The sequence below is a fragment of the Photobacterium sp. HL06 genome, from assembly GCF_059552575.1.
Genome location: NZ_CM183915.1, coordinates 176441 through 200877 on the forward strand (window position 1 = coordinate 176441; position 24437 = coordinate 200877).

The following is a 24437-nucleotide window of genomic DNA, read 5'->3' on the forward strand; positions in this document are numbered from 1 at the left end:
GCTAAGAGTTATCTTTATTCATGTACCAGCAAACACTGAAAAACTACTTTGGCTTCGACAGCCTTCGTCCGGGACAAGAAGAAGTCATCACCCAAATATTACAGGGTGAATCGGCTTGTGCTATTTTCCCGACAGGGTCTGGAAAATCATTATGTTATCAGTTACCTGCTATCCAGCTACCTCATCTGACACTGGTTATTTCACCATTGCTGGCACTGATGAAAGATCAGCTCGATTTTCTTCATAGCAAAAACATTCCCGCCGCTTCAATTGACTCAAGCCAGAGCTGGGACGAAAGCCAGCAAGTCATGCAGGGTGTGAGAAACAGTGAAATCAAAGTTCTGATGATTTCGGTTGAAAGGCTCAACAACGAACGTTTCCGCCAATTTATCTCACAGGTGCCGATTTCATTACTGGTTGTCGATGAGGCTCACTGTATCTCGGAATGGGGACATAACTTCCGCCCGGACTACCTCAAGCTGCCCAATCACCGTCAATGGTTGAATATCCCTCAGGTACTGTTGCTCACCGCTACCGCAACTCCGGCTGTTATTGAAGATATGAGCCAGAAATTTGCCATTGATGAGAGCAATATTGTTGTTACCGGTTTCTATCGTCACAACCTCGATCTTACCATCGCCCCAACAGCAGAAGACGATAAACAGCACACCTTGTTGAACCAACTAGAACAAGCTCCTGAGCAACCAACTATTGTTTATGTCACCTTGCAGAAAACCGCCGAACACTTAGCCAACTGGCTAAACCAGCAGGGATACCGTACTCAGGCCTATCACGCTGGTATGGATTCAGAACAAAGACAGCAAATCCAGCAGGCTTTCATGTCTGGCAAGCATCACTGCATCATTGCGACAATCGCCTTTGGAATGGGGATCGACAAAGCCAATATTCGCCGGGTCGTTCACTATGATTTACCGAAATCGATTGAAAACTATAGCCAGGAGATTGGCCGAGCCGGACGTGACGGACAAGCTTCGCAGTGCACCGTTCTCGCCAACAAATCAGGGCTGAATGTCCTTGAGAACTTTGTCTACGGTGATACGCCTGATCAGGCCGCAATTGAATCGGTTCTGACTCAAATCCAAGCCAGCCCAGGCCAATGGGAAGTGATGTTATCTCGCCTGTCCAAAGACAGTAACATTCGCCTTTTGCCACTAAAAACCCTGCTCGTCTATCTGGAAATGCACCAGATCATCGAGCCTCAGTACACTTATTTTGCCGATTACCGTTTCAAGCTGCTCATGGATCAACAATCGATCATTGGGCAGTTTCAAGGCGAGCGCCAACAGTTTGTCAATCAGATATTTGCCTGCTCCCCCAAAGCGCGGACCTGGCACACCGTTGATTTTGATGCGCTATGGCAAAGCAGCCAGACAGAGCGCAAACGGGTAGTTGCTGCTATCGATTACTTCAGTGAAAAAGGCTGGATCGAGCTTGAAAGCAAGCAGATGACAGATGTGTACCGAGTGCAGAACCCGCACTTCAATATTCAAGAGCAGGCTGCAAGCCTCTATGAGCTGTTCCAGAAGAAAGAGAACAGCGAGATTGAACGTATTACCCGTATGCTGAGTTTCTTCGAGAGCAGCCAGTGCCTAAGCCATATCCTGGCAAGCTACTTTGCGGATACTAAAGCACCGGAACAATGCGGGCACTGCTCTGTCTGCCGCGGCCATATTGCTGCTCTACCGGGCAATACACAGTTGCCTGACATTTCTGATAATGCGCTTAAAGCCTGGTGTGATCCATTCATCTCGGCATGCCCTGCACAACCCTCCGCGGCAGCAGTGACCCGTTTCTTATGCGGAATGACCTCACCTTTGAATACTAAGGTAAAAGCCCGCCAGATGACTGGGTTTGCCAAGCTTGAGTCCTACCCTTTCCAGCAGACCCAAACTCTGGTAGCAGGCATTTACCCCTATTTGGCGTGAGCCTTTCTTGTTAGTTGTTAACTATTTGGCCGAGCCTGAAAATCAGGTTCGGCCAGAAGCTCGCCACTAACATCAATACCAACCCCTATCGAAAGCTGAAAAGAACACTTAGCATCTATGGATGTAACCTCAACGCCACGATTTCCTTCCCCCTCATCCCAACGCACTAATGTTCGTTATCGAGCGCAATTCTAAAACAGATATAAATGTTCGTTATGAGCGAAACCTACAGTTTCTCTGCGGCACACATATCTTACAGACTAATGGCGATGTTTACGCCTATTTTTCAAAACTATACGCTAAATAATGAGAGAGCATAAAGCAAACATCTGCCGAGCTATTTTTTTGTTAAAATTGATAACCCTTTAGTGGTGACGAGCCACCATTAAAATGCTCGAGTGAGCGATCTCCATCACATATTTTGCTCCAATTCGAAAATAACCATGTCGACTTATGTACATTTCATCTTGTTCTGGCTTATATTCCGTTACACAGATGTTACACAGAAACATCTGAACAACAAGCAAGGACGAATATACGTCAATGAAGAGGAACTCTTATGAGTAATCAAGATAGAAAAACACTTACCGGAGAATGCATCGCAGAATTTATTGGTACGGGATTACTGATATTTTTTGGTGTTGGATGCGTCGCAGCCCTGGTACTGGCAGGCGCCAACTTCGGACAATGGGAAATCAGCATTACGTGGGGCTTAGGTGTCACTATAGCTATCTACTGTACAGCAGGTGTATCAGGTGCACACATTAACCCGGCCGTGACGATTGCCCTGGCTTTATTCCATGGTTTCGACAAACGCAAGGTTGCCCCTTACATTGCTGCACAGTTGTTAGGCGCATTTAGCTCGGCAGCTTTAGTTTACTTCCTATATAGCAACCTATTTACTGAATACGAAGCAACTAACCAAATTATTCGTGGTACCGAAGCCAGCCTGGCTACCGCTGGGATCTTCTCAACCTACCCCCATTCTGCTTTGTCATTCAGTGGTGCTTTTGCCGTCGAAGTTGTTATCACAGCTGTGCTGATGTTCGCCATTCTTGGTATTACTGATGAGAAAAATGGCACACCCCGTGGCGCCATGGGGCCTTTGCTAATCGGCATCCTAATTGCTGTTATTGGCGGCTCGCTTGGTCCACTAACCGGTTTTGCCATGAACCCGGCACGTGACTTCGGTCCTAAATTCTTTGCCTTCCTAGCGGGTTGGGGAGATGTCGCCCTGACAGGTGGTAAAGACATTCCATACTTTATTGTTCCTATCTTTGCTCCAATCATTGGTGCTTCATTCGGTGCCTGGCTATATCCAAAAGCAATCGCACTTTATCTGCCGCAAGCAGACAACACTGACACAGAGCAAGCTCAATACAACGCTGAAACAAATAACGCAGAAATTGCTGACAAAGCATAATTGTAGAAAAGGAAATCACTATGACCACCGAGAAAAAATACATTGTCGCTCTTGACCAGGGAACAACTAGCTCACGTGCCGTTATCCTCGATCACGATGCCAACATCGTCAGCTCTGCACAACGTGAATTTACCCAGATTTATCCTCATGCTGGCTGGGTTGAGCATGATCCGCTAGAAATTTATGCGACACAAAGCTCAACGCTTGTTGAAGCGTTGGCCAAAGCCGAGATCAGCACTGATGAAGTTGCAGCAATCGGCATTACCAATCAGCGTGAGACAACCGTTGTCTGGGAGAAGGCAACCGGAAAACCCGTTTACAACGCTATTGTATGGCAGTGCCGTCGAACAGCCGAGATTTGTGAAGAATTGAAATCTCGCGGCCTTGAAGACTACGTTAAAGAAAATACTGGCTTAGTGTTGGACCCTTATTTCTCGGGTACAAAAGTAAAATGGATCTTAGACAATGTAGAAGGCGCTAGAGAAAAAGCGGAAGCTGGCGAGCTACTATTCGGAACAGTGGATACCTGGCTGACCTGGAAGATGACCCAAGGTAAAGTGCATGTTACTGACTATACCAATGCATCTCGCACAATGCTGTTCAATATCAATACGCTGGAGTGGGACGAAAAACTACTATCAGAATTTGATATCCCACTGAGCATGATGCCTTCAGTGAAGAAATCATCTGAAGTTTATGGCATGGCAAACCTTGGTGGTAAAGGCGGAACCCGTATCCCTATTGCTGGTATTGCCGGGGATCAGCAGGCTGCACTGTTTGGCCAGATGTGTGTGAACGAAGGTGAAGCCAAAAACACCTATGGCACTGGCTGTTTCTTGCTGATGAATACTGGCAATTCTAAAGTAACATCTTCCAACGGCCTTCTGACAACCCTGGCTTGTGGCCCAGACGGTGATGTCAGCTATGCACTAGAAGGTGCTGTATTTATGGCAGGTGCTTCTATCCAGTGGCTACGTGATGAGCTAAAGCTGATCACCGATGCCAGCGATACTGAATACTTTGCTGAAAAAGTCGCCACATCTAACGGTGCTTATGTGGTTCCAGCCTTCACCGGCCTTGGTGCTCCTTATTGGGATGCCTATGCTCGCGGAACCATTGTTGGCCTTACTCGTGGTGTAAATGCCAACCACATCATCCGAGCAACCCTTGAGAGTATTGCTTATCAGACGCGTGATGTACTTGATGCAATGCAGGCTGACTCTGGTATTCATCTAGATAGCCTGAAGGTTGACGGTGGTGCTGTTGCCAACAACTTCTTGATGCAATTCCAAGCTGATTTGCTTGATACCGAAGTTCATCGCCCGGTAGTGACAGAAGTTACTGCATTAGGTGCAGCATACCTGGCAGGCCTCGCAGTTGGATTCTGGGATGATTTGAACGAGGTAAAAGAAAAAGCACAATTAGACCGACTATTCATTCCAGATGGTGACCAAGAGAAAAGAGAGCGCCGATATTCTGGTTGGAAGCGCGCAGTAGCAAGCTCTAGAGGTTGGATCGAACACTAATTCAGGCTTCACACACTAATAGCCCATCACGTTTGTGATGGGCTATTTTGATCTTAGTAAAAGTGACGTTTAGCATAAAAAATCGTAATTTTTTCATGTACTAACATAGGTACAGAAAGAGTTGTAATAATTCTTACCTCTTCTCGAGGCAGATTATAAATAATAGTAATACGCCACATACGCTTTCAGGTGAAATAACAACATGGTCGCACTATCAGCACAGCTCTATTGCCCTTCTCCGATACCAGAACCAAAATGGCTTTGATACTGGAGTAACTTCCAATGTTACCCTCGCCTGCCCTCATAAAGGAGCCAATATGAACAAGGGAATGGTATTGATAGTTGTAGCTGTGCTTGCTCTGATCATCTTCCAGCTCGGTGGCGTAAAAAACCAAACAACAAACACAAAGGACACTTTCCCTAAACTACCGGCAGAACCCGGCTTTGTCGTTTCTCAGGCTTTCGACGGCCAATGGGTGGGAGAACGATTTGATACAAGTGGCGACAAAATTTGTAGCCCAACGGCAATTACTGGTGTGGTAAAGGCTGGCAAGGCTTCATTGAAGTTAAAATACAACTCAACACTCCTTGAAGGATGGATTGCCGAAAACGGTGATTTGGTGCTGTATGCCAACAATTACCGCTGGGACTACCGTTTTGTCGGCAAGGCAAATCAACACACAATCGAAGGTAAGTGGCATCTACCCAATGGCCCCTGTTATGGTACCTGGTATGTAAAACGTCATGCTACAAACAAACTTTTTACTATTAATAAATAGCGATCTTGGTCACGAAGTTTTAAAATACCCTCATAATATCAATGGGGATAAAGAGAAAGTCATGTCAAACGAAGATCTAGAGTACCAAGCATGTGAAGCCTGTGGTGTATCTGCGGAGATGGGTTTTATCATCAAAGAAGGTGATGATGTCGCTGAAGTACAAATCTATGCCAACGGTAAAGACGCGCTTGAAACCGAATTGGAGAACTACCTGGCTCTAGCAAACGAAGTCAATGCCAACTACAAGCATGAAGTGACGCCACTGACTGAAGACAGCCAGGAATTAGTTGCACGTATCCAGTTTGAATGCAGTGCTGAAAAACTGATTTTTGAACTGAAAAGCCGCTCAATTGCAAAATAGTGGTTGATGGAACACCGCGCTTAAGCAGTCGCTTTGTTTGCCTAAGTTGATGTAATTTCCATACAAAATACTAAATTTCAGACAAAAGCCAATTCCCCTATGGAATTGGCTTTTTTTATTGCCATAACAAACTATATTTACATCTGGCATAGTGAATTGCCGTCAATCAAGGATGATTAACCAGTTAACTGGTCTGACATGCAAAGTAATTCTTTTGTAACTAGTATTAATTATGCGCACATGGATGCTTAATGCGCATTAATTACTGGTAATACTGTTCATTTTGTATGAAAATAACAGCATATTATGAATCACAAGGCACATGTCATTGCTTTCAATGTCATGAAAGAAAAGGAATCGTTCGATGAATAGTAATAAAGCAAAAGTGATTGCAAACTGGAAGCCAAGCAACTCTCGTGAGTCAGCAGCAATGAAAGAGTTGCTGATGCAGGAGATGGGAGCGACTACAGAGCATCATAAAGGCGGTACAGGTAAGCTAGCGCCAAATTCAGGCCGTATGGTTCGTTAATATAAATAGTCCCTTAATATAACAGCTATCCCCCTGCTGTTATTAAAGCGCAGTGTTAGCAATGACACTGCGCTTTTTGTATTCAATTCATCCAGAACGTTATGAAATAATACCAATCGGGGTAAGTATTTTATTGCTCCTGCTTACCGACTTTGTGCCATTTTAGGCGGCCATTGGATTCAAAGTCATTTTCTGGTTTGCACTCCAGCACGATACTATCAACGACTAGCACAGCACCAAGTGAATAGTCTCTTCCGTCATATAAGCACATTCGTTGGTTCAATGTCCGGGGTTGTATCGTGATTTCGGGGTTATGCTTGATCGTTGCTTCTTTGGTCGAAGCACCTACCGAAAATGCAACAACCATCAATAATGGTATCATCACACATGTTTGGCACCTTGTGTTTAAGATTCTCATCAGCACCTCCTATGCCAATTGCAATAGTCGACCTTGTTCAAAGATACTTAATATATTGCTACAAGGCGACATGGGTAGATATTAAGTTAATTACACATTTTGAAAATAATCGTCTTTCTGGGGCTAGATAGAAAGAGAGCACTCGCCGCTATTTACTTTGTTTTCTTTTTACTTTGTTGCCTTGGAAGTTTGCAGAGGCTGGTAATACTTATGCCATAGATCAACTAAAACTGAAGCCAGTATCATGTAAGCCGAGGCTAAAACAATTTGTCCGATCCGACCATAGAAGCTGACCTCGATTAATTTACTATCTGACGATATCGTCCCCCCCAACACCACCAGCATCGCCGACATCACACCAGCCCAAATCGGTGCTTTTTCTGGTTGCTGGTAAATTTTTGCGCCGATCACAAGGCTAACTAATGTCACCAAGGCCAGCAGGAAGAGAAATTCAGGTGTAGTGACCAACAGCTCATACATAATCAAAGCAAGTAATCCCCCTAGCCCATTAGTCAAAAGTAAAAAGACACTGATCTTAATGCTTTTGACCGCTGTTATTTGCAACGACAAGATACCAATAAAAACCATCGTCAGAATGGCGCCGTTTATCTGGAAATAATAAAAATAAACGATAATAGGATACGCAACAATAAGGGCTTTAAAAGCATCTATAGCCCTGTGCTGCCTAGTTAGTTGCGGTGGCGGATCAACTGATACAGCCTGCTGCTTATCCTCCGGTAGTAACCAATGAAGAATAACAAAACCAATAACAGCCAAGACCCCCGAAACAATCAAACCAACGCCAACATAAATTGCCAATCCTGAGTGCGTGATCCCCAGATAGGGCAATAACATCACGGCAATCATCAGGATTGTGGCAAAGAAGTTCCAATAGGGATCAAGAAACAAATAATAAGCATAAAACATCAATAAGCCGACCAGCAGCAATAAAATCAGAGGATAGTTCGTTACCCCCATACTCACACTCAACCCTACTAACACGGTCAGCACCATCGCAAGGAGCAATTGCTGAAATCTCTCACGGCTTGATACCGGATAATCAACAAGAAACTTAGCTAAAAACACTGGGAAAACAAACGAAAGCCCCCAGCCAATACCAAATGCCAGCCCGCACGCAATCACTATACCCAATACATAGCGGCTAACCCGGCGATAATAATGTCGCTGATCTATCTCGCTAATTGCTGTCCCGTTATCTAACATAGGACAGCCAGCTCATCAAACGGATCCAGACCCGGCCAAATATATTCAATACCGAGCTGTCCTGGGTATACACGATTACATCGGCCTGACCACCAACCCGGCGAAAGCCACGGGCAGTATCATCATCGAACTGTATCGCAACCGGAAAACGCTGAGTCTGCCGCAACCAACCTGTCTGAGGTGTCACTAATGCTAACTGGCCTGCCTGTTCACTCTGCCCCCAACTGATCCCCCAATCAATACTGGCAACTTTCCCTTTAAACACCCGGCCTGGCGCAAAATCGAGTACGATCTCAACTTCATCGCCGACAATCATGTTGCCTAGGCTATTTTCACGAAAATAGGCATCAATCCAGACGTCTTCGCCAGAAACAAAGGTCAATAACGGCTGGCCCGAGCGAGCGTAAAAGCCTTCATCCAGCCTGAAGTTGGATACCCCACCGATTGCCGGTGCCCGTAATACCGTTCGCTCAAGATCTATCTGTGCTTTTTGCAACTTAAGCAACGCAGACTTCACGGCACTGTTTTCTTTTCCCGTTGAACCTAGCTGCTTTTTGGCCTGTTCAAGATTTGCCTGTGCCGTTTCAACCTGGGCTTTGGCACTTGCAAGGGCGGCTCGCGTTTTATCAGCCTCGGCCTTTGGCACAATACCTTTTTTCGCCATTGCCAATATACGCGATGCCTGGGTACGAATATGCGCCTGGTTCGCCAATGCATCCGATAACTTGGCCTGAGCAGAGGCGACAGATGCCGTTTGTACCCCGACGCTCTGTCCGGCTTTCACCAAGCCTTGTTCTGCCTCCTGCACAGCTAGCTGATAATCTGCCGGATCAATCCGGACCAAAGGAGCACCTAGCTGTACGATATCATTAGGCTCCACCATCACATCCACAACACGCCCGGAAACCAATGGAGTAATAGGGATCACATACCCCCTGACCCTGGCCATGTCTGTTGACGGAATAAAGCGATCAGCCAACACGTAGAACACAAACAAGCCAATACAGACTAACAGCACCATGAAAGTGAATTTCTTTACCTTATCCATAGGTGGCTTATCTTTTTTCGGCTTCTCTACACGTTCCTTTTTTACTCGTTTTGGTTTTCCCGCTTTGGGGGCAATTCGCTCGCCGGGTTCAGCCTGAACATTCGGCATGTTCTCTTCTGACATACTATGGCTCCGCTACTCGGTTATCGCCTCATACTCAGTTGAGGTTCAATTCGCTCGCTATTAAGAATAGCCATATCAGCCGTTCAACATGCTTTAACAAAGAGAAACGCACCAAATGTTACAGCGTTACGTCACAACGTTCGTTATTACAGGCACCAAGTCACACAGCAGTAACGCAATCATAAATTTCAAATTTGATTGTTAACTTCATTTCATATCGCAATTAGACTTCACCGACACAATAAAACAGCATTCAAAATGAGAGTTTATGGAACATATAACTAAAACTAAGGGGTTCACCCTATTGGAAATGATCATCGTTATTGTTGTTCTAGGAATTTTGTCCGTTACAGCCGCACCACGATTAATGAGCACCTCAAGTGATGCAAAAATTGCAAGCCTCGAAGGGTTTATCGGTGCTTTCAGAACTGCAGAAAGTATTGTTGAAGGCAAGCTTGCAATGGAAGGCAAGAGTATGAAGTCTCAACAAGTCGTATCAACCGAGGATGGGATTGAAGCGCAGTTCGGCTCTATTGTGCTGAGTTATGAAAACCTAACACGGGCTATGGACGTCGATGGCTACCGTATTGCTACCTGTAAGAACCATCAGCAAATGTTTATTGTGCCTAGCACTTATAAACAGGTACCAACCGGAGGAGACTCCATCTCCGATTGCGTGAAAGCTCTTTATACTCAATGTTATGTTTCCCTGTATGACACCCAACAACCTGGTGGACAGGATGATGAAAGAGAATTCGCATTAAGTACCAAATTTGCTGGTTGTTAATGGCTATTGCCTGTTGAAACCAAAATATCAGGCCCGATCTATTGAGCCTGATAAATAATGAGTAATTATCTACGCAACAATTACTTTTCTACTGCAATCACTGAGGTTTCAACCTGCACAGGTACCTGAACAGCTTCCTGAACAGCTTCCTGAACAGCTTCTACCTCTTTTCGTACCATGGTGCCTTACTTGGGCTGGTGTTCAACCGTAGAGGAAGCCCCATCAGTGCTGTTATCCGGTTCAGACCGTGAACTCAGAAATGCCCCTGTCAGTGCAATCAGTGTCGAGAGCAGCATCGCTAAGACCATTGGCCAAATCGTATCTGTACTTAACATAGCGGCTAACGCACTTACTGCCGCACCAATCCCATACTGAACGGCCCCAAGCAGTGCTGATGCAACCCCAGCATTGTTACCAAAATAGCGCATAAAGCAGGCGCTAGAGTTAGACATAATACCGCCATTGGCTGCAATAGAGATCACAAACCCAACGACAGCAAACCAAAGGTTCTCAGGGGCAATGATCATTGAGCTTACCAGTATCAGCCCGCCAATCACCTGCATACCAAGAAAAGCTTTTAGCAAGCTAGATGGCTCATAGGCACGCAATAATAGGCTATTTACACGGTTAACAATCACAATACCAATGACATTGGCAATGAATAGCCCGGAAAAGAGCTCCACGGTTACTCCGAAATGTTCGATATAGGCAAATGGCGCGTTGGTAATAAAGGTCATCAATACGGCATACCCAAAGGCCTGAGCAAACAAATAGCCAAGCGCACGGTGCTCTTTGATTACCGAAATATATCCACCTGCCGCTTTCGGCTTGCTAGCTTTTTCTTCTTTAGGCATAACAACAGCAGCACCGAGGGCAACAATGACAGCTACGACACTTAGCATGATAAAGATCCAGTGCCAGCTAAGTGTTTTCAATATCACCGTCCCGACAGTTGGCGCTATGGAGGGAGCCAACATCATAATCAATGCAACCAGAGAAAATAACCGGGCCGCTTCTTTTCCTTCTGCATTATCACGAATGGTCGCAGGCACGCCAACAACTGCTATCCCGCCGCCAATAGACTGAATAACACGCCAAGCCCATAACATTTCCATAGACTCAGCAGTGGCCAGCAGCAAGCTACCTATCGAAAAAATCAGCAAGCCAACAACCATTATCGGCCTACGACCAAACCGATCAGATAGTGGCCCTCCAAATAGCTGGCCAACCGCCAAACCCAGCACATAGATACTGACTGTCACAGCCACCATCGACGTTTCTATATTTAAGTCAGCCGCCATCACAGGTATAGCCGGCAAGTAGCTATCGATCGCAAAGGGAGACATCGCAAAAACGGCAGCGAGCAAAATGATCAACGATGTTGACATTTTTTTGTTCATAAACACCTCTTATTTATCTTTCTAGAAAGATACTAGCTGGCATTTATCTTTCCAGCAAGATATATTTAGGTGGTCATTTGGAGGAAAAGATGATGATAAAACAAGAAACTGTCGCTAACATTTTGAAAAAAGTCGAACAAAACTGGCCGCAATCCGCTGAAAAATGTTCTCCAGCAATCCTCCGGATACACCGTATCCACGATTATCATCAACATGATCTAATCAAGATACTCGATGAATATGATCTCCAACGAGCAGATTTCAGCGTGCTGGCAGCACTTCGTCGGCAAGGAGAACCCTGCTGTTTGTCCCCTACCGAGCTCTATCGTTCTATGCTATTTAGCTCCGGGGGATTAACGAAAGTTCTCTGTCGTGTCACAACGTTAGGGCTCATAGAACGTATTGATAACCCAGAGGACAAGCGCAGTAAATTAGTCAGACTAACAGAACCAGGCAAAGTACTGATTGATGAAATTATTCAAAAGTTACATAACCATGAACAAGAAATCATAGCTGTGCTATCTGAACAAGAACAACGACAGCTCAATGCGCTGTTAGAAAAGCTTCTTACCGCCAGAGAGTAACGTTTATTGGGAGAATATCGTAGCGCAGGGGACTGATAGCCCTCTTCAGGAAAGGTCTAAATAGCTTTAATTTGAATATCATCAAACTGGTAGCCGTTGCTGGCTGCGAAACCTTTTCGAGGCTAACCAGTATAATAAATCAGGCCCGAAAAAATCAGGCCTGATAACCTGTAAACATCATCTTAAATGACGCTTACTTTTCTGCCGCAACCACAGAAATTTCAACTAGCAAAGCATCACGTGCCATGCTTGCTTCAACACATGCACGAGCCGGCGCATGGCCTTCAGGAACCCAGTTGTCCCATACTTCATTCATTTCAGCGAAGTCTTTCATATCTTTGATGTAGATAGTGGCTGAAAGCATATGCTCTTTGTCACTACCAGCCTGTTCAAGCAAGGCTTCTACTTTATCCAGCATGGTTGCCGTTTGTTCTTTGATGCCTTGTGTTGCATCAGCACACACTTGACCGCAAAGGTAAATTGTACCGTTGTGCTTAACAATACGGCTCATGCGTTGCTTGGTTTCCAGACGTTCGATCATACTATCGCCTTTTTCATTATAAGGAATACAGCCCAAGGTATGGGCGAAAAGAAGGTCCATTTTAGCCCTAAACCCACCGAGTTGAAACTATCAGAACCAGGCTCATGCCCAATAAATTGAAGTGGTTAGCGTTTATGCAAAATCTATCAACCCAGCAGTATTAATCAATATCAATTCATACCGCGGACATGCGAATCCAGGTGGGGAAATTAAGGCTCTCCAACGCAAATTAAAGGCTAAAATCAACTAAGACCAACAAAGCTGTTCACTTTCGTTGCGAGCATAAGACCATGAAAATGTTATTAGATGTAAACTTCCCTCACGAACCTTTCAACACGCTGGTAAAAGAGGGAAAAATTGAAGAGGTTATGAACCGGATCCTCGAGGAGGTAAAGCCTGAAAACTGCTATTTCATCGAGCAACACGGAAAACGGAATGCAGTGCTGGTTCTCGACATCGATCACTCTTCGCAAATCCCCAGCTACGCCGAGCCATTCTTTCTGATCTTTAATGCCGATTGCCGTTTTCGAATTGCCATGACACCTGATGATCTGGGCGCTTCTGGTTTAAACGAATTGGGCAAGAAGTGGCTCTAATTACAAAAAACCAACGCAATCATTGGTGATTATATCCATGAAGAATGGACCCTCTCTCCTTTCGTGACTTCAAATAAGCCATATTGAAGTTTGTCGCATCAGTGAAAAGAGAAGAGGGTCGCGTAAAAACATTAACAGTTGATATTCGAACATCAACTCAACAGTTCTTCATGCATGTTCTGGCATAGCAATATAGCAATTTTGTACAAACACATCATGCACCTCTTCGTTATACTCACTGACTGTACGACGCAGACGTTGAAGAGAAGCAAGCGATGGAGAAAGCAAGCAAAGTGGATTCGCAAAAGAAAAAGTCATCTTCGACAGAGCGAGCAACATACAGCATTGCCGATGAACTTGGTGGTATTGATTTGCTTGATGCCGACTACCACCGCCAGAACTTCTCGCGCCACAGTCACGAAGGCTACACAATAGGAGTCATAGAAAATGGTGCCCAGCAGTTTTATCGCACTGGCGGTAACCATGTTGCACCGCAAGGCAGTATCATCCTAGTAAATGCCGATGAGGTACACAGCGGCCATTCCGCCACTGAAGGTGGCTGGTCCTATAAGGCGATGTATCCCCTACCCGATCAATTTGAAACGATTAGCCATGAGTTGGCTTACGGCTTATCCGGCAACGGGGCGCCATACTTTCCATCTCCCGTCGTTTATGATCCCGAGCTTGCCTGCCAACTGCGATTGGTATTTGAAACGCTGGACAAATCGACCAACCGCCTGCTTAGGGAAACCCTGCTTTACGGGGTGCTCACCAAGCTTATGTGCAAACATGGAAAGAGGCCCACCTCACCTCAAGACGTTTCAAAGGCACAGCGTCAGCTAAAACTGGTCAAAGAGTTTCTGGATGATTTTCCGAGCGCTGATATTTCACTACAAGAGCTAGCTAATCTGGCCTCATTCAGCCCTTACCATTTAGTGAGAGCTTTTCAGAAAGAATACGGATTTCCGCCACACGCCTATCAAATTCAGGCACGTTTGCGCCTCGCTAAAAGGCTTATCAGGCAAGGGCATACCGTCTCTGACGCTGCACAAGAGGCAGGGTTCCACGACCAAAGCCATCTCCACCGTCACTTCAAAAAAGCCATGGGCATCACCCCCGGGCAATTTGCCAAGCAAGTTACACGCTGAGGATACTGGTCATACTAACGGCTCCAACTATTGAGCAATATCGTACAAGTTTGTATCGTGGTTAGTTCTTAAAGTGAAAAGTATCACTGATAATAATGAAAAAACACACTATGCAAACATCCATCACAACCGATACCAATGACGGGGTTTCTCCTAATGGGACAGACACCTCGACACATAACATGACAGATACAAGTAGCCAGCAGCAGACATCACAGGAAAAGCGTTCTTTATTCAAACAAGGAGCGCTAGCGGTCACCCCGCTCTGTGTTGCAGTGATCCCTTGGGGATTGTTGGCTGGATCTTTCGCCATTGATATCGGCCTTGACCCTTTTCAGAGCCAGGCGCTCTCTGCCATTGTATTTGCCGGCTCAGCCCAGCTTGTTGCGACGGGATTACTGAAAGTCGGCGCAGGCTTGGCGACAATCTTGATGACTACCCTGTTCATTACCTCGCGCCATTTGCTATACAGCATCACCATGCGCGATAAGATCAGTCCGCTACCGTTAAAATGGCGGATCGGCTTGGGCTTTTTGCTCACCGATGAACTCTTCGCGCTATGTGGCCATCAGTCACCAAAAAAGTTCAACCGCTGGTATGCACTGGGGGCAGGTTTGTGGTTCTACATCTGCTGGAATCTAGCCACCTTCGCAGGCATTGTCGCGGGCAAGTTCATTCCCAACCTAGACAGCCTTGGGTTAGATTTCGCCATTGCAGCCACCTTCATTGCCCTTGTCGTACCTACGGTCAAAAATGCATCGGTATTGGTCTCAGTTGTCGTCGCCATGCTCCTTTCTGTTGTACTGCAGGCCTATAACGTAGAAGGCGGCTTAATGCTGGCAAGCCTTGCTGCGATGGTCGCTGGATACAGTTATGACAAATACTGCGTCAGCAACACTTATCAAAAAGGCACACATCACAAAGCTACACACCCGAACAATAAAGGAGAAGACGCATGATATGGCTTACTATTCTGGCAATGACCTTGCTCGTTTTCTCCAGCCGCTACTTGTTCCTGGAGCCAAAGCTTCCCCTGCGACTCAATGCCCAGGCACAAAAGCTACTTAGCTATTCTAGCCCCGCGGTACTCACGGCTATTTGGGCACCTATCGTGTTTTTGCCAGAAGGCAGGCTTGCACTCTCCTGGCATAACCCCTACCTGGTTGCAGCCCTTGTGGCCGTTTTATTGGCCTGGAAACTGAAAAATGTCTTGCTCACAGCCGTTATTAGCATGACCGTGTTTTTCCTGCTTTCGGCATTTTAATGAAGCGCAACTTTTCATTGGCTCCTTAAATGAATGATGATATTTTTCAAGGAAATACAACTGTACCAACATGGTTTTGAAATGAGTGATAGATACGAAAAAGGCTTAAACAAGCTTAATGAACTCGATGCCAATGCAGCGGAAGGTTTGATTGAAAGTTTCAGTGAAATCTGTCCGGATCTGGCAAAGTACACGATTGAGTATCCGTTTGGCGATGTCTTACAGCGAGATGGGCTCGATTTTAAGACCCGTGAACTAGCGACAATTGCCGCACTAACCGCCTTGGGAAATTGCCAGCCACAGCTAAAAGGGCACATTAGCGGCGCCTTAAACTTAGGCTGTACTCCTAAGGAAATCACTGAAGTGATTCTCCAAATGTCTGTCTATGCTGGCTTCCCTGCCGCTATCAACGGAATGACAGCCGCAAAAGAAGTCTTTGAGTCTCGCGATATCATTGCAAAGAAATAAGCTCGGTTCACAATACAATCAGCCTGTTGAAATATAGTGAGTTATTTACTGATTTCAACAGGCTGAAAGGAATAGGTTCACATAGAGTTAACGAGCAATGCTGGCTCTCACTGTCAACAATGCAACCGCTGCACAAGTTACTAATACAGCCCCTAGGTTTTGTACAGATCCTGCCACCGCAAGCCCCCCACCTATCATCAAGTAGTACAGCAGTCCAAAAATCGCACCCGCACTACCAGCCTGAGAGCGATAGTTAACCAGCGCCTGACTCAGAATATTAGGGATGCCGATACCAAAGCTCACCACAACAAGCACCATCGGAAGTAAGAAACAAAGTGAATCCTGTAACAGCAGAACACCAATGGCGCCCAACAAACCAAGGATACTCGCGATGAGCAATAATTTTTGCGTTGTGAAACCATGCTGCACAAGTCGTTTGTTTAACAAACTGCCAGCAAATGTACCAACGGCAAGAATAATACCGCTTCGACCAAACTGAATAGAGCTATAGCCTAGCTGCTCAAACAAAAATGGGCCTTGTAAATAATAGGAAAACAGCAAGATATTAAAAGCCGCGACCAACAGTGCGTTGCTCCATATCTCTCGATCCCTAATCATCTGTATAAACAAGTCGAATAATGCTGAAGGCTGGGTACTCTCCGGCATTGTTTCAGGGAGTGTTACTGTGCTGATACTCAGCAATACCAATGCCAACCCACTAAGCGTGACAAATACGTAAGAGTGCCCGCCCCACTCCCATATACGAGAACACCTTACTTAACCCTGCGCCGTCATAACTGTCGCGTAACATGGTTTGTGTAATGACAGAGCCAACAGCAACGCCAAAGGCACTCAGCCCTCTTGCAATCATCAGCGCCTCAAAACTTGTGGCGACTACTGCAGCTGCTGCACTGGCCGCATATACCGACAGCCCAAGTAACATCGTCTTTCGCCGTCCAAGCCTGTCAGCAACCACGCCCCAAACAATGACGCCTAGTGCAAAGGCCAAGAAGTAGATCGACAAGGTTTGGCTCGCGGCTTTAACACTCACGTCAAATTGTGCGGCAATGTGCGGCAACACAGGGCTGTAGATGGTCTCAACGATCTGCGGGAACATCATCAACACCACCATTAAACCAATCGATGGTTTTGTTTTCATTTCGTAAACCTCTTATTTCTCTAGCAAAGCTCTTATCTTTCGAGCAAATCTTTTATCTTCGAAAAGACGGCTAGTTTACGGAATCATGATGTGGTCAAATAACATAACTAGAACAATAAATATCAAGATTAGAACAATGGCCGTCATCAACGAGCACACCGTATTCAATGTCGATGAAATGGAAAACTCCGTCATCGGTATTGCCGCGCAGATCGGAAAACACGATTCAGGCCTGCATCAGCATAATAAAGGGCAGCTGTTGTATGCACCAAAAGGCTGTATGAGTATTTCGCTCAATGGCGTGAGATGTGTTTTGCCCCCTACACGTGCAGCCTGGATCCCAGCCAATACCCCTCATTACGCCCGGATGACAAATGTTGTCGAATATCGATCACTCTATTTTGATCAAACCCTAAGCAAATATTTGCCTTCATCATTAAAAGTCATAGAAGTGAACCCACTGCTTAAGGCGCTTATTGAACGAATGGCTTTTTGGGAATGGGATAAGCCGCAAGCCGAACAGAAAAACACCTACGCCTTATTCTTGGAAGAGCTAGCCATAGCGAAGGAAGAATTGCTGCAACTCCCCATACCAACAGACCGACGTTTAGAAAAATGGCTAATACAGCTCAATTCCCCTGATTATATTGCTCCGCCACTCAATCAATTAAGCCTGTCGGTAGGCGCAAGCAGTAAAACCATCAGCCGCATATTTAGCAAAGAAACAGGAATGGCTTATCAAGCATGGCGGCAGCAATGGCGACTATTGAAATCGATTGAGTTATTGTCTGAAGGATTACAGGTGAATGATGTTGCCTATCGGTTAGCATTTTCAAGTGATAGTGCATTTGTCAGCTTCTTCAAGCAGCAAACAGGAACTACACCATTTCAATACCTTTAATTTGAACAATTTTCACGAAGTTAGAATAATAGAAGTATGGATTCCGCCCCTATAATGGGGCGATAGTTTTCATAGGAAAATACGAATATTGATTGCAATCATCTCACCCGATAACTCTAGTGCCTTAAGTTATCGGGATAATATTGCTACTTCAAGACTCGTCTTGCTGCTCAGAATATCTTTTTAAATGCTGCTCTCTATACTTATGTCCGATCACCGAGTAAACAGTAATATTCTCCTCGGCAAGTTTTAAGGCTTTGGCACTGTCTCCCTCACAAATAGCATCAACCAAAGGAACATGGCTAAGTGCGCTCTCTTCAGGATCGTAGCTCGCGTGATCGATGTTAAAGTAAATCAGCATTTGGTTAGCGACATTACGGTAGATCTGATGCAGACGCATATTGCCACTTAGCTCGATAATTAACGTATGCAACTCCAGTTCAAGCTTACTGATTTGCAAACATGTCACGCCTTCACTGCGGCCAACTTGCAGATAATAATCCATCAAATCACGAAGTCGAATTTTACCTTCTTCGGAAATATGCTCAGCCGCCAGCCAAGCAGACCGCGTTTCCAGAGCGAGACGCAAGTGGTACAGCTCCCATAGGTCATTTTCAGTAATATTAATGACCTGCCAGCCGACATAGGGCTTCTGGACCACCAAACCTTCGTGAGCCAAAGTATTGAGCGCCATCCGCACTGTACTGCGTGATAGCTCCAAATCTTTCGCCAGCGAACTCTCCACCAGCTTTTCACCCATTCCGTATTTTCCACTGAGGATCAATTCACGCAAATAGCCTGCGGCTTGTTCCTCTAAGCTCTGTTTTACGATTTTCATTATCTTTCCATACATCTACAGATAGCGGAATACCGCAGTTGCCTTAATTCTACCGGATTAGTCAACAATTCGCATAATCAATAAAACGTGACGATTGTCAGATAATCATACAAAAAATGAATAAATAAAACAAAAGGTGATTTGCATCTCATTTATTTTGAAATTACTCATTAATATTGCCAACTGTCGATTGTCCGACAATCAACAATCTATGAGGATTTATGGACGTACCTTTGAACAAGGCAATTTTGCTTTCCCCAAGTGACAACGTGGCGACCTTGCTCGCTGATGTCGAAAAGGGGCAGCAAATTGAAATTATTGATGATGCCAACCAGGCACAGGGCACCGTCGTCTGCAAACAAGCCATCACATTCGGCAATAAAGTCGCGATAGACGTAATTTCGGCGCAAGAAGCGATTCACAAAGCGGGCTATGCCATTGGCGTCGCCATCAAAGCAATACCAGTCGGTGAACTGGTACACGTACAGAACGTACGCAGTACCCGGGTCGATATACCAGAGCCCATCATCAAGCAAATCATTAAACAAATGCAGATCGAGGAGTAGCGAATGCAGTTTTTCTCAGGCTTTCGTCGTCCCGACGGCCGCGCGGGGATTCGAAATCATGTTCTTATCCTGGCAATTGATGAGTGTGCAGAGGGCATTGCCCGTGCAATTAGCCAGAAAGTACCCGGCACCGTCGTCGTTACCAACTACAACACCTGCATGTACGGCGGCAATGAAGAGCTTGTCGGTACTATGGTTGGCGCCGCCCTGAACCCCAATGTGGCCGGTGCCCTGCTACTGAACATGGGATGCGGAAGTATCGACCCGGCCATTTTGGCCGACCCGATCCGCAGCGCAGGTAAACCGGTACAGACATTGTCGATCATCAAGTCTCGCGGAACGCGCAGTACCATCAAAATGGGCACCGAGCTGGCAAAAGAGCTGACAGCGTATGCAAACCAAATCCAGCCCGAGCCTATTCCGCTCAGCGAGCTGGTTGTTGGCATTAAGTGCGGTGGATCCGATACCAGTTCAGGTATCGCCTCCAACCCTTCAGTAGGCCGCACCGCTGATCTGCTGGTAGATAAAGGCGCCACCTGCATTGCCGGTGAGCTTATCGAACTTGTGGGCTGTGAAGATATCCTGCGCGAACGTGCTGTCACCCCAGAAGTCGCGAACAAAATAGATCGCCTCATCAATGAAGAAGAAAAACGCTGGCACATCGAAGGCACCAATGTCGAGACCATGAGTATCGGAAACAGTGTCGGCGGCCTTACCACGCTTGAAGAAAAAGCACTTGGCGCACTGCACAAAACAGGAACCCGCCCGATCCAGGATGTACTTAGGATCAACGCAAAAATGACCGAACGTCCGAGTGAACCGGGCATGTATCTGTCCGAGACTACGCACCTTTGTGGCGGCTCAGGTATGCATTTCGCCTCGCTTGGCGCCCAGGTGATCCTGTGGACCACAGGCGGTGCCGGATTCAACAACCCTATAGTGCCAGTGATCAGAATCAGCGGTAATGCTGCACAAATTACCGAGGACATTGATGTCGATGTCAGCGGGATCATGAGCGGTACCGACAGCATCCATTCCAGTGCCGGCCGGATCCTGAGCACATTGGAGAAGGTCGTTCAGGGTGAATCAACCGCCATTGAAGATATCGGCTTCGCCTACTGCACGCTGTACCAAAAAGATCAGCGTTTAGAAAAGCTTATTTGTATCGAACCACAATAATTAAGGACTGGGCAGTGCGTATTACAGATATAGAAGTTATTTGCTTAAGAGTACCTGAGCCTGATCAGCCCTGCGAGTGGGGTGAAGATGCCGTCATCGTCAAAGTCCATACCGATGCAGGCGTTACCGGGATCGGAGAAGCGGACAGCTCTCCTGCTGTCGTCAAGGCATGCATTGAAACACCACACTCAAACCTATATTGCTACGGTTTGCGTGAATTGCTAATTGGCGAGAACCCACTAGAAATCGAACGCTTGTGGAACAAAATGTACTGGGCATCCAACTACATGGGCCGCCGCGGTGCAGGGATCCATGCCATCAGTGCAATCGATATTGCCCTGTGGGACATTGCAGGCCAGTTTTATGGCGTTCCGGTTCATACGCTGCTGGGCGGAAAATATCGCGATCAGATCCGCGCCTACGGTACCTTTATTCCTGACAGCCAGCCGGAGAAAAACCGCGACATCGCCCTGAGCCTTGTTCGACAAGGCTTCACCAGTATTAAATTCGGTGGCGGTGTATTCGGCGATGATCCTGAAACTGATTACCAAATTGTCCGCCACGTGCGCGAAGCCGTTGGCGACGAGATAGAAGTACAGATAGATCTGGCTTCCAAGTGGCGCACTACCGGCCATGCCGCCCAGATGTGCAAACGCCTGGAGCCATTTAACTTGAACTGGGTCGAAGAGCCCGTTCTGGCAGATGACATGATCGGCTACTCAAGGCTGTCTCGCCAGATCCAACCCAAGCTAGCTGGCGGAGAATCACTCACGACCCGCTATGAATTTAAGACCTTCCTAGAACAATCTGAAGTCGACATCATCCAGCCTGATATCACCCGCTGCGGAGGTATCACCGAGATGAAAAAGATTTACGATCTTGCCCAGTTACACGGTACCCAACTCGTCCCCCATGGGTTCAGTACCGGCATCTTGCTCGCGGCTTCAGTCCACTTTTTAGCCGCCTGCGAGCACGGCACGCTTATGGAATATTCCCAAAGCAGCAGTCCTTTATTTACCGATCTCGTCAGCAACCGACTGCCATTTTCACAGGGCTATGTACCTGTACCGGATTCACCGGGACTTGGTATCGAGCTGAGTGAAGACGTGATCAATAAATATCGAATATAAGAAACGTGTAGAAGGATTTTTAGTTATGAACATTGAACGTAAAATAGACAAACCGTTAATGGCAATAAGCCTGTCGGTTATTCTCTTTGTTGTTGTTGGCCTGACACTATTTCCAGAACAAGGAAATGCGATAGCCAGCCAATTATTTAGTACCCTGACAAATCAGTTTGGTGAGGTTTTCCTTTTCTTTGGCTTTTTTAGTGTCATTTTTCTCGCCAAAATTGCTTTCGGAAAATATGGTGAGATCCAGCTCGGCGACAACAAGCCAGAATATTCCCAGTTTACCTATCTGGCAATGATGGTTTGTGCCGGACTGGGCTCGGCAACCGTATATTGGGCATTTGTCGAATGGGGTTACTACTACATGACACCTCCATTTGACGTAGAACCTTATTCACCAATGGCCGCAGAATGGGCGACTAGCTACAACATGTTCCACTGGGGAATTTCCGCCTGGTCGTTGTATTGTATTGCCTCGCTACCGGTCGCCTACTCTTTCCATGTGAAGAAAAACCCGCAGCTTAAGCTCAGTGCGGTGTGCGAAAGCATTATGGGCCGCTTTTACAACCCGGTTATCGGCAAGGTTATTGATACCATTTTCATCTTCAGCTGCGTTGGTGCCATGGGGATCACTCTGGGTCTGAGTGTACCGATGGTTACAGAAGGCATTGCCTATTTGCTCGGTGTTGAAAACAGCTTTGCGATGAACGTCGGACTCATGCTGTTCATCACCGCCCTATTCTCTGTCAGCTCTTACGTCGGCATTGAAAAAGGGATGGCAAAACTGAGCGATATGAACACCAAGCTCGCAGTTATCTTCGTTCTGCTCATTCTGATCGTGGGTCCAACCTCTTTCATCATCAACCAGATGACCAATGGTTACGGCCTGATGCTGCAAAACTTCATCCGCATGAGTCTGTGGACTGATCCAGTTGAAGGCGGCTCGTTCCCGACATCATGGACTGTCTTCTACTGGGCATACTGGATGACTTATGTGCCGTTCATGGCTCTGTTTGTAACCAAGGTTTCAAAAGGCCGTAAATTAAAAGAAGTGATCGGCAGCATGGTAGTTGGCGGCAGTGCCGGTTGCTTCATCTTCTTTGGTGTTCTGGGCAGCTTCAGCATGAACGTACACCTGACTGAAATTATTGACGTTACCCGCTCTATCACCGAAAACGGGGGTTCTGCTACAGTAATAGCTGTGCTAAACACCTTACCGGCAAGTTCACTGTTCATCATTATCTTTGCTGTGATGTCTACATTATTCCTGGCAACCACACTTGATTCAGCATCGTTTACGCTGGCCGCAACTGCTGCGAACCAGCTTGATGAGAACGCCAATCCACCGACATCACTTCGCTTGTTCTGGTGTTTGATCCTTGCCGCAGTGCCTCTGACAATGATGTTCATTGATGCGCCGCTTAATACAGTACAAACACTGGCGATTGTGACCTCGTTGCCCCTGATGGTGGTGATTTTCATCATGCTTTACGGTTTCAATAAATGGCTTAAAGAAGACTTCGGTGGTGAAGTTGTTGTCGAAAAAAATAAGGAACCAACCAGTAACACAGCAACAAGCCCAGATTACAACGAAACAGCTGCTTATCTGTCTCCATCTGCTAACGAGAGTTAATTAGCCTCTTAAGTAAGCGAATACAGCCATAAAGAAGAAACGTAGCAACATCGCTACAATCAAAAAATCCTCCGTCAGCAGCGGAGGATTTTTATTTAAATCTCAAAATGTTGCTTGCTGTTTCACGTCCTGAAGCCATACCTCAAGGCCAGTTCTATTTCTCAATTACAAAAGTAGAATATCCCAATTAGGTTTACACTGGTGTAAGAGGCAACAGCAGCGGAAAAACCTATTATGGCTAGTAGTGTAATCAAGCAAGTCCCTAATATCTTGACGACATTACGCCTGATTTTAGCGGTGCCTATCTGTATGCTGATCCTAGAAAAAAGCTACGCAACCGTCTTGTGGATTGCCTTGATTGCCGGGCTCAGTGATGCTGTCGACGGGTGGTTGGCACGTAAACTGGATGCCGTAAGTCGCTATGGAGCCATCGCCGATCCACTTTCCGATAAGGCGCTGCTACTTAGCGCTTATATCGCTTTTGTGGTAGTGGGATTACTCCCCTGGTGGGTGGCTGTGATAATCGTAACGAGGGACGTGGTTATTATGACTGGTGCTCTCGCCTATCACTGGCGGTTCGGACGTTATGAGGTAGCACCGAGTTTCTGGGGTAAAGCCAGCACCTGTGTACAAATTGTCTATGCGTTACTGCTGTTAACCCATCAAGTTTACCCAATACTCCCCCAGTATATTTTCCAAGTCGGTTTATGGTTACTGATTGTAATGGTCTGTGTCAGTGGCGGGCACTATATCTACATCTGGGGTAAAAAAGCGCTGGCCATAGAAAAGAAACAAGCCAACAGCTAACGGGCAATGCATGCGATGGGCGTATGGTTGCGACGTCATATTGAAATAGGCAATTAATT

At 46.2% G+C, this 24437-nt stretch carries 25 protein-coding genes and 1 pseudogene; 19 read left to right on the plus strand and 7 right to left on the minus strand.

The genetic code is table 11. The features are described from left to right. Nucleotides 1-20 precede the first annotated feature (20 nt). The 6 genes from AC51G0_RS19335 to AC51G0_RS19360 all read left to right on the plus strand — a co-directional run bounded on the left by AC51G0_RS19335 (nucleotide 21) and on the right by AC51G0_RS19360 (nucleotide 6564). The gene (locus AC51G0_RS19335) at nucleotides 21-1946 is read left to right on the plus strand and encodes a RecQ family ATP-dependent DNA helicase (RefSeq protein WP_496303281.1); all 1926 of its coding nucleotides are present in this window, start codon (nucleotides 21-23) and stop codon (nucleotides 1944-1946) included. A gap of 559 nt (nucleotides 1947-2505) precedes the next feature. Next, nucleotides 2506-3369 carry an MIP/aquaporin family protein gene (locus AC51G0_RS19340; RefSeq protein WP_496303282.1) on the plus strand — a complete coding sequence of 288 codons (864 nt, stop codon included), beginning with the start codon at nucleotides 2506-2508 and terminating at the stop codon, nucleotides 3367-3369. Between the two features lie 20 nt (nucleotides 3370-3389). Further along, nucleotides 3390-4895 carry a glycerol kinase GlpK gene (gene glpK, locus AC51G0_RS19345; RefSeq protein ID WP_496303283.1) on the plus strand — a complete coding sequence of 502 codons (1506 nt, stop codon included), beginning with the start codon at nucleotides 3390-3392 and terminating at the stop codon, nucleotides 4893-4895. 317 nt (nucleotides 4896-5212) lie between these two features. Continuing rightward, nucleotides 5213-5674 carry a hypothetical protein gene (locus tag AC51G0_RS19350; protein ID WP_496303284.1) on the plus strand — a complete coding sequence of 154 codons (462 nt, stop codon included), beginning with the start codon at nucleotides 5213-5215 and terminating at the stop codon, nucleotides 5672-5674. A gap of 61 nt (nucleotides 5675-5735) precedes the next feature. Further along, on the plus strand, nucleotides 5736-6035 hold the full coding sequence (locus AC51G0_RS19355) for a DUF406 family protein (protein WP_496303285.1): 300 nt from the start codon (nucleotides 5736-5738) through the stop codon (nucleotides 6033-6035). Nucleotides 6036-6399: 364 nt separating this feature from the next. Further along, entirely contained in the window at nucleotides 6400-6564 is a 165-nt protein-coding gene (locus AC51G0_RS19360; RefSeq protein ID WP_496303286.1) for a hypothetical protein, read from the plus strand. 130 nt (nucleotides 6565-6694) lie between these two features. Here AC51G0_RS19360 and AC51G0_RS19365 read toward each other — a convergent pair whose 3' ends face one another. The 3 genes from AC51G0_RS19365 to AC51G0_RS19375 form a co-directional block, all read right to left on the minus strand. Continuing rightward, nucleotides 6695-6946 (minus strand): DUF1496 domain-containing protein, encoded by a 252-nt coding sequence (locus tag AC51G0_RS19365; protein WP_496304150.1) that lies wholly within the window; start codon nucleotides 6944-6946, stop codon nucleotides 6695-6697. Between the two features lie 204 nt (nucleotides 6947-7150). Continuing rightward, a complete protein-coding gene (locus tag AC51G0_RS19370) occupies nucleotides 7151-8206 on the minus strand; it encodes a DUF2955 domain-containing protein (protein WP_496303287.1) in 1056 nt (351 codons plus the stop codon). Then, nucleotides 8196-9254, minus strand: coding sequence for an HlyD family secretion protein (locus AC51G0_RS19375; protein WP_496304151.1), 1059 nt, complete (start codon nucleotides 9252-9254; stop codon nucleotides 8196-8198). Before AC51G0_RS19375 ends, AC51G0_RS19370 begins: the two co-directional genes overlap by 11 nt. A 391-nt stretch (nucleotides 9255-9645) precedes the next feature. On the opposite strand from AC51G0_RS19375, the gene AC51G0_RS19380 reads away from it, so the two are divergent. Continuing rightward, entirely contained in the window at nucleotides 9646-10164 is a 519-nt protein-coding gene (locus AC51G0_RS19380) for a type II secretion system protein (protein ID WP_496303288.1), read from the plus strand. 185 nt (nucleotides 10165-10349) lie between these two features. Here AC51G0_RS19380 and AC51G0_RS19385 read toward each other — a convergent pair whose 3' ends face one another. Further along, on the minus strand, nucleotides 10350-11564 hold the full coding sequence (locus tag AC51G0_RS19385) for a multidrug effflux MFS transporter (RefSeq protein ID WP_496303289.1): 1215 nt from the start codon (nucleotides 11562-11564) through the stop codon (nucleotides 10350-10352). Between the two features lie 89 nt (nucleotides 11565-11653). On the opposite strand from AC51G0_RS19385, the gene AC51G0_RS19390 reads away from it, so the two are divergent. After that, entirely contained in the window at nucleotides 11654-12148 is a 495-nt protein-coding gene (locus AC51G0_RS19390; protein ID WP_496303290.1) for a MarR family winged helix-turn-helix transcriptional regulator, read from the plus strand. A gap of 193 nt (nucleotides 12149-12341) precedes the next feature. Here the strand turns inward: AC51G0_RS19390 and AC51G0_RS19395 are convergent, their stop codons facing one another. Then, nucleotides 12342-12689: a RidA family protein gene (locus tag AC51G0_RS19395; RefSeq protein ID WP_075767195.1), complete on the minus strand. Its 348-nt coding sequence runs from the start codon at nucleotides 12687-12689 to the stop codon at nucleotides 12342-12344. Nucleotides 12690-12979: 290 nt separating this feature from the next. Between AC51G0_RS19395 and AC51G0_RS19400 the strand changes: the two genes are divergently transcribed. The 5 genes from AC51G0_RS19400 to AC51G0_RS19420 all read left to right on the plus strand — a co-directional run bounded on the left by AC51G0_RS19400 (nucleotide 12980) and on the right by AC51G0_RS19420 (nucleotide 16165). Then, the gene (locus AC51G0_RS19400; RefSeq protein WP_496303291.1) at nucleotides 12980-13285 is read left to right on the plus strand and encodes a panthothenate synthetase; all 306 of its coding nucleotides are present in this window, start codon (nucleotides 12980-12982) and stop codon (nucleotides 13283-13285) included. 275 nt (nucleotides 13286-13560) lie between these two features. After that, nucleotides 13561-14433, plus strand: coding sequence for an AraC family transcriptional regulator (locus AC51G0_RS19405; RefSeq protein WP_496303292.1), 873 nt, complete (start codon nucleotides 13561-13563; stop codon nucleotides 14431-14433). Between the two features lie 182 nt (nucleotides 14434-14615). Then, nucleotides 14616-15392: an AzlC family ABC transporter permease gene (locus AC51G0_RS19410; protein WP_496304152.1), complete on the plus strand. Its 777-nt coding sequence runs from the start codon at nucleotides 14616-14618 to the stop codon at nucleotides 15390-15392. Further along, the gene (locus AC51G0_RS19415; RefSeq protein ID WP_496303293.1) at nucleotides 15389-15697 is read left to right on the plus strand and encodes an AzlD domain-containing protein; all 309 of its coding nucleotides are present in this window, start codon (nucleotides 15389-15391) and stop codon (nucleotides 15695-15697) included. Before AC51G0_RS19410 ends, AC51G0_RS19415 begins: the two co-directional genes overlap by 4 nt. Before the next feature lie 81 nt (nucleotides 15698-15778). After that, the gene (locus AC51G0_RS19420; RefSeq protein ID WP_496303294.1) at nucleotides 15779-16165 is read left to right on the plus strand and encodes a carboxymuconolactone decarboxylase family protein; all 387 of its coding nucleotides are present in this window, start codon (nucleotides 15779-15781) and stop codon (nucleotides 16163-16165) included. Between the two features lie 87 nt (nucleotides 16166-16252). Here AC51G0_RS19420 and AC51G0_RS19425 read toward each other — a convergent pair. Next, a pseudogene (locus tag AC51G0_RS19425) lies at nucleotides 16253-17324 on the minus strand (MFS transporter). A gap of 136 nt (nucleotides 17325-17460) precedes the next feature. Between AC51G0_RS19425 and AC51G0_RS19430 the strand changes: the two are divergent. Next, a complete protein-coding gene (locus AC51G0_RS19430) occupies nucleotides 17461-18225 on the plus strand; it encodes an AraC family transcriptional regulator (protein ID WP_496304153.1) in 765 nt (254 codons plus the stop codon). 151 nt (nucleotides 18226-18376) lie between these two features. Here AC51G0_RS19430 and AC51G0_RS19435 read toward each other — a convergent pair whose 3' ends face one another. After that, nucleotides 18377-19063 carry a GntR family transcriptional regulator gene (locus AC51G0_RS19435; RefSeq protein WP_496303295.1) on the minus strand — a complete coding sequence of 229 codons (687 nt, stop codon included), beginning with the start codon at nucleotides 19061-19063 and terminating at the stop codon, nucleotides 18377-18379. A 221-nt stretch (nucleotides 19064-19284) separates the two neighbouring features. Here AC51G0_RS19435 and AC51G0_RS19440 point away from each other — a divergent pair, with 221 nt between their 5' ends. The 5 genes from AC51G0_RS19440 to AC51G0_RS19460 all read left to right on the plus strand — a co-directional run bounded on the left by AC51G0_RS19440 (nucleotide 19285) and on the right by AC51G0_RS19460 (nucleotide 24378). Then, nucleotides 19285-19629, plus strand: a complete 345-nt coding sequence (locus AC51G0_RS19440) for a UxaA family hydrolase (RefSeq protein ID WP_496303296.1) — start codon at nucleotides 19285-19287, stop codon at nucleotides 19627-19629. Between the two features lie 3 nt (nucleotides 19630-19632). Next, a complete protein-coding gene (locus tag AC51G0_RS19445; protein WP_496303297.1) occupies nucleotides 19633-20808 on the plus strand; it encodes a UxaA family hydrolase in 1176 nt (391 codons plus the stop codon). 14 nt (nucleotides 20809-20822) lie between these two features. Then, nucleotides 20823-21938: a mandelate racemase/muconate lactonizing enzyme family protein gene (locus tag AC51G0_RS19450; protein ID WP_496303298.1), complete on the plus strand. Its 1116-nt coding sequence runs from the start codon at nucleotides 20823-20825 to the stop codon at nucleotides 21936-21938. A 25-nt stretch (nucleotides 21939-21963) separates the two neighbouring features. Beyond that, nucleotides 21964-23571, plus strand: a complete 1608-nt coding sequence (locus AC51G0_RS19455; RefSeq protein WP_496303299.1) for a BCCT family transporter — start codon at nucleotides 21964-21966, stop codon at nucleotides 23569-23571. Nucleotides 23572-23805: 234 nt separating this feature from the next. Then, nucleotides 23806-24378 (plus strand): CDP-alcohol phosphatidyltransferase family protein, encoded by a 573-nt coding sequence (locus AC51G0_RS19460; protein WP_496303300.1) that lies wholly within the window; start codon nucleotides 23806-23808, stop codon nucleotides 24376-24378. Nucleotides 24379-24437: the final 59 nt, after the last annotated feature.

What these genes read in the sequence shown, in the direction of transcription:
- AC51G0_RS19335 (WP_496303281.1), top strand. Translation starts at nt 21, where the DNA reads ATGTACCAGCAAACACTGAAAAACTACTTTGGCTTCGACAGCCTTCGT.
- AC51G0_RS19340 (WP_496303282.1), top strand. Translation starts at nt 2,506, where the DNA reads ATGAGTAATCAAGATAGAAAAACACTTACCGGAGAATGCATCGCAGAA.
- glpK (WP_496303283.1), top strand. Translation starts at nt 3,390, where the DNA reads ATGACCACCGAGAAAAAATACATTGTCGCTCTTGACCAGGGAACAACT.
- AC51G0_RS19350 (WP_496303284.1), top strand. Translation starts at nt 5,213, where the DNA reads ATGAACAAGGGAATGGTATTGATAGTTGTAGCTGTGCTTGCTCTGATC.
- AC51G0_RS19355 (WP_496303285.1), top strand. Translation starts at nt 5,736, where the DNA reads ATGTCAAACGAAGATCTAGAGTACCAAGCATGTGAAGCCTGTGGTGTA.
- AC51G0_RS19360 (WP_496303286.1), top strand. Translation starts at nt 6,400, where the DNA reads ATGAATAGTAATAAAGCAAAAGTGATTGCAAACTGGAAGCCAAGCAAC.
- AC51G0_RS19365 (WP_496304150.1), bottom strand. Translation starts at nt 6,946, where the DNA reads ATGATACCATTATTGATGGTTGTTGCATTTTCGGTAGGTGCTTCGACC.
- AC51G0_RS19370 (WP_496303287.1), bottom strand. Translation starts at nt 8,206, where the DNA reads ATGTTAGATAACGGGACAGCAATTAGCGAGATAGATCAGCGACATTAT.
- AC51G0_RS19375 (WP_496304151.1), bottom strand. Translation starts at nt 9,254, where the DNA reads ATGGATAAGGTAAAGAAATTCACTTTCATGGTGCTGTTAGTCTGTATT.
- AC51G0_RS19380 (WP_496303288.1), top strand. Translation starts at nt 9,646, where the DNA reads ATGGAACATATAACTAAAACTAAGGGGTTCACCCTATTGGAAATGATC.
- AC51G0_RS19385 (WP_496303289.1), bottom strand. Translation starts at nt 11,564, where the DNA reads ATGAACAAAAAAATGTCAACATCGTTGATCATTTTGCTCGCTGCCGTT.
- AC51G0_RS19390 (WP_496303290.1), top strand. Translation starts at nt 11,654, where the DNA reads ATGATGATAAAACAAGAAACTGTCGCTAACATTTTGAAAAAAGTCGAA.
- AC51G0_RS19395 (WP_075767195.1), bottom strand. Translation starts at nt 12,689, where the DNA reads ATGATCGAACGTCTGGAAACCAAGCAACGCATGAGCCGTATTGTTAAG.
- AC51G0_RS19400 (WP_496303291.1), top strand. Translation starts at nt 12,980, where the DNA reads ATGAAAATGTTATTAGATGTAAACTTCCCTCACGAACCTTTCAACACG.
- AC51G0_RS19405 (WP_496303292.1), top strand. Translation starts at nt 13,561, where the DNA reads ATGGAGAAAGCAAGCAAAGTGGATTCGCAAAAGAAAAAGTCATCTTCG.
- AC51G0_RS19410 (WP_496304152.1), top strand. Translation starts at nt 14,616, where the DNA reads ATGACAGATACAAGTAGCCAGCAGCAGACATCACAGGAAAAGCGTTCT.
- AC51G0_RS19415 (WP_496303293.1), top strand. Translation starts at nt 15,389, where the DNA reads ATGATATGGCTTACTATTCTGGCAATGACCTTGCTCGTTTTCTCCAGC.
- AC51G0_RS19420 (WP_496303294.1), top strand. Translation starts at nt 15,779, where the DNA reads ATGAGTGATAGATACGAAAAAGGCTTAAACAAGCTTAATGAACTCGAT.
- AC51G0_RS19430 (WP_496304153.1), top strand. Translation starts at nt 17,461, where the DNA reads ATGGCCGTCATCAACGAGCACACCGTATTCAATGTCGATGAAATGGAA.
- AC51G0_RS19435 (WP_496303295.1), bottom strand. Translation starts at nt 19,063, where the DNA reads ATGAAAATCGTAAAACAGAGCTTAGAGGAACAAGCCGCAGGCTATTTG.
- AC51G0_RS19440 (WP_496303296.1), top strand. Translation starts at nt 19,285, where the DNA reads ATGGACGTACCTTTGAACAAGGCAATTTTGCTTTCCCCAAGTGACAAC.
- AC51G0_RS19445 (WP_496303297.1), top strand. Translation starts at nt 19,633, where the DNA reads ATGCAGTTTTTCTCAGGCTTTCGTCGTCCCGACGGCCGCGCGGGGATT.
- AC51G0_RS19455 (WP_496303299.1), top strand. Translation starts at nt 21,964, where the DNA reads ATGAACATTGAACGTAAAATAGACAAACCGTTAATGGCAATAAGCCTG.
- AC51G0_RS19460 (WP_496303300.1), top strand. Translation starts at nt 23,806, where the DNA reads ATGGCTAGTAGTGTAATCAAGCAAGTCCCTAATATCTTGACGACATTA.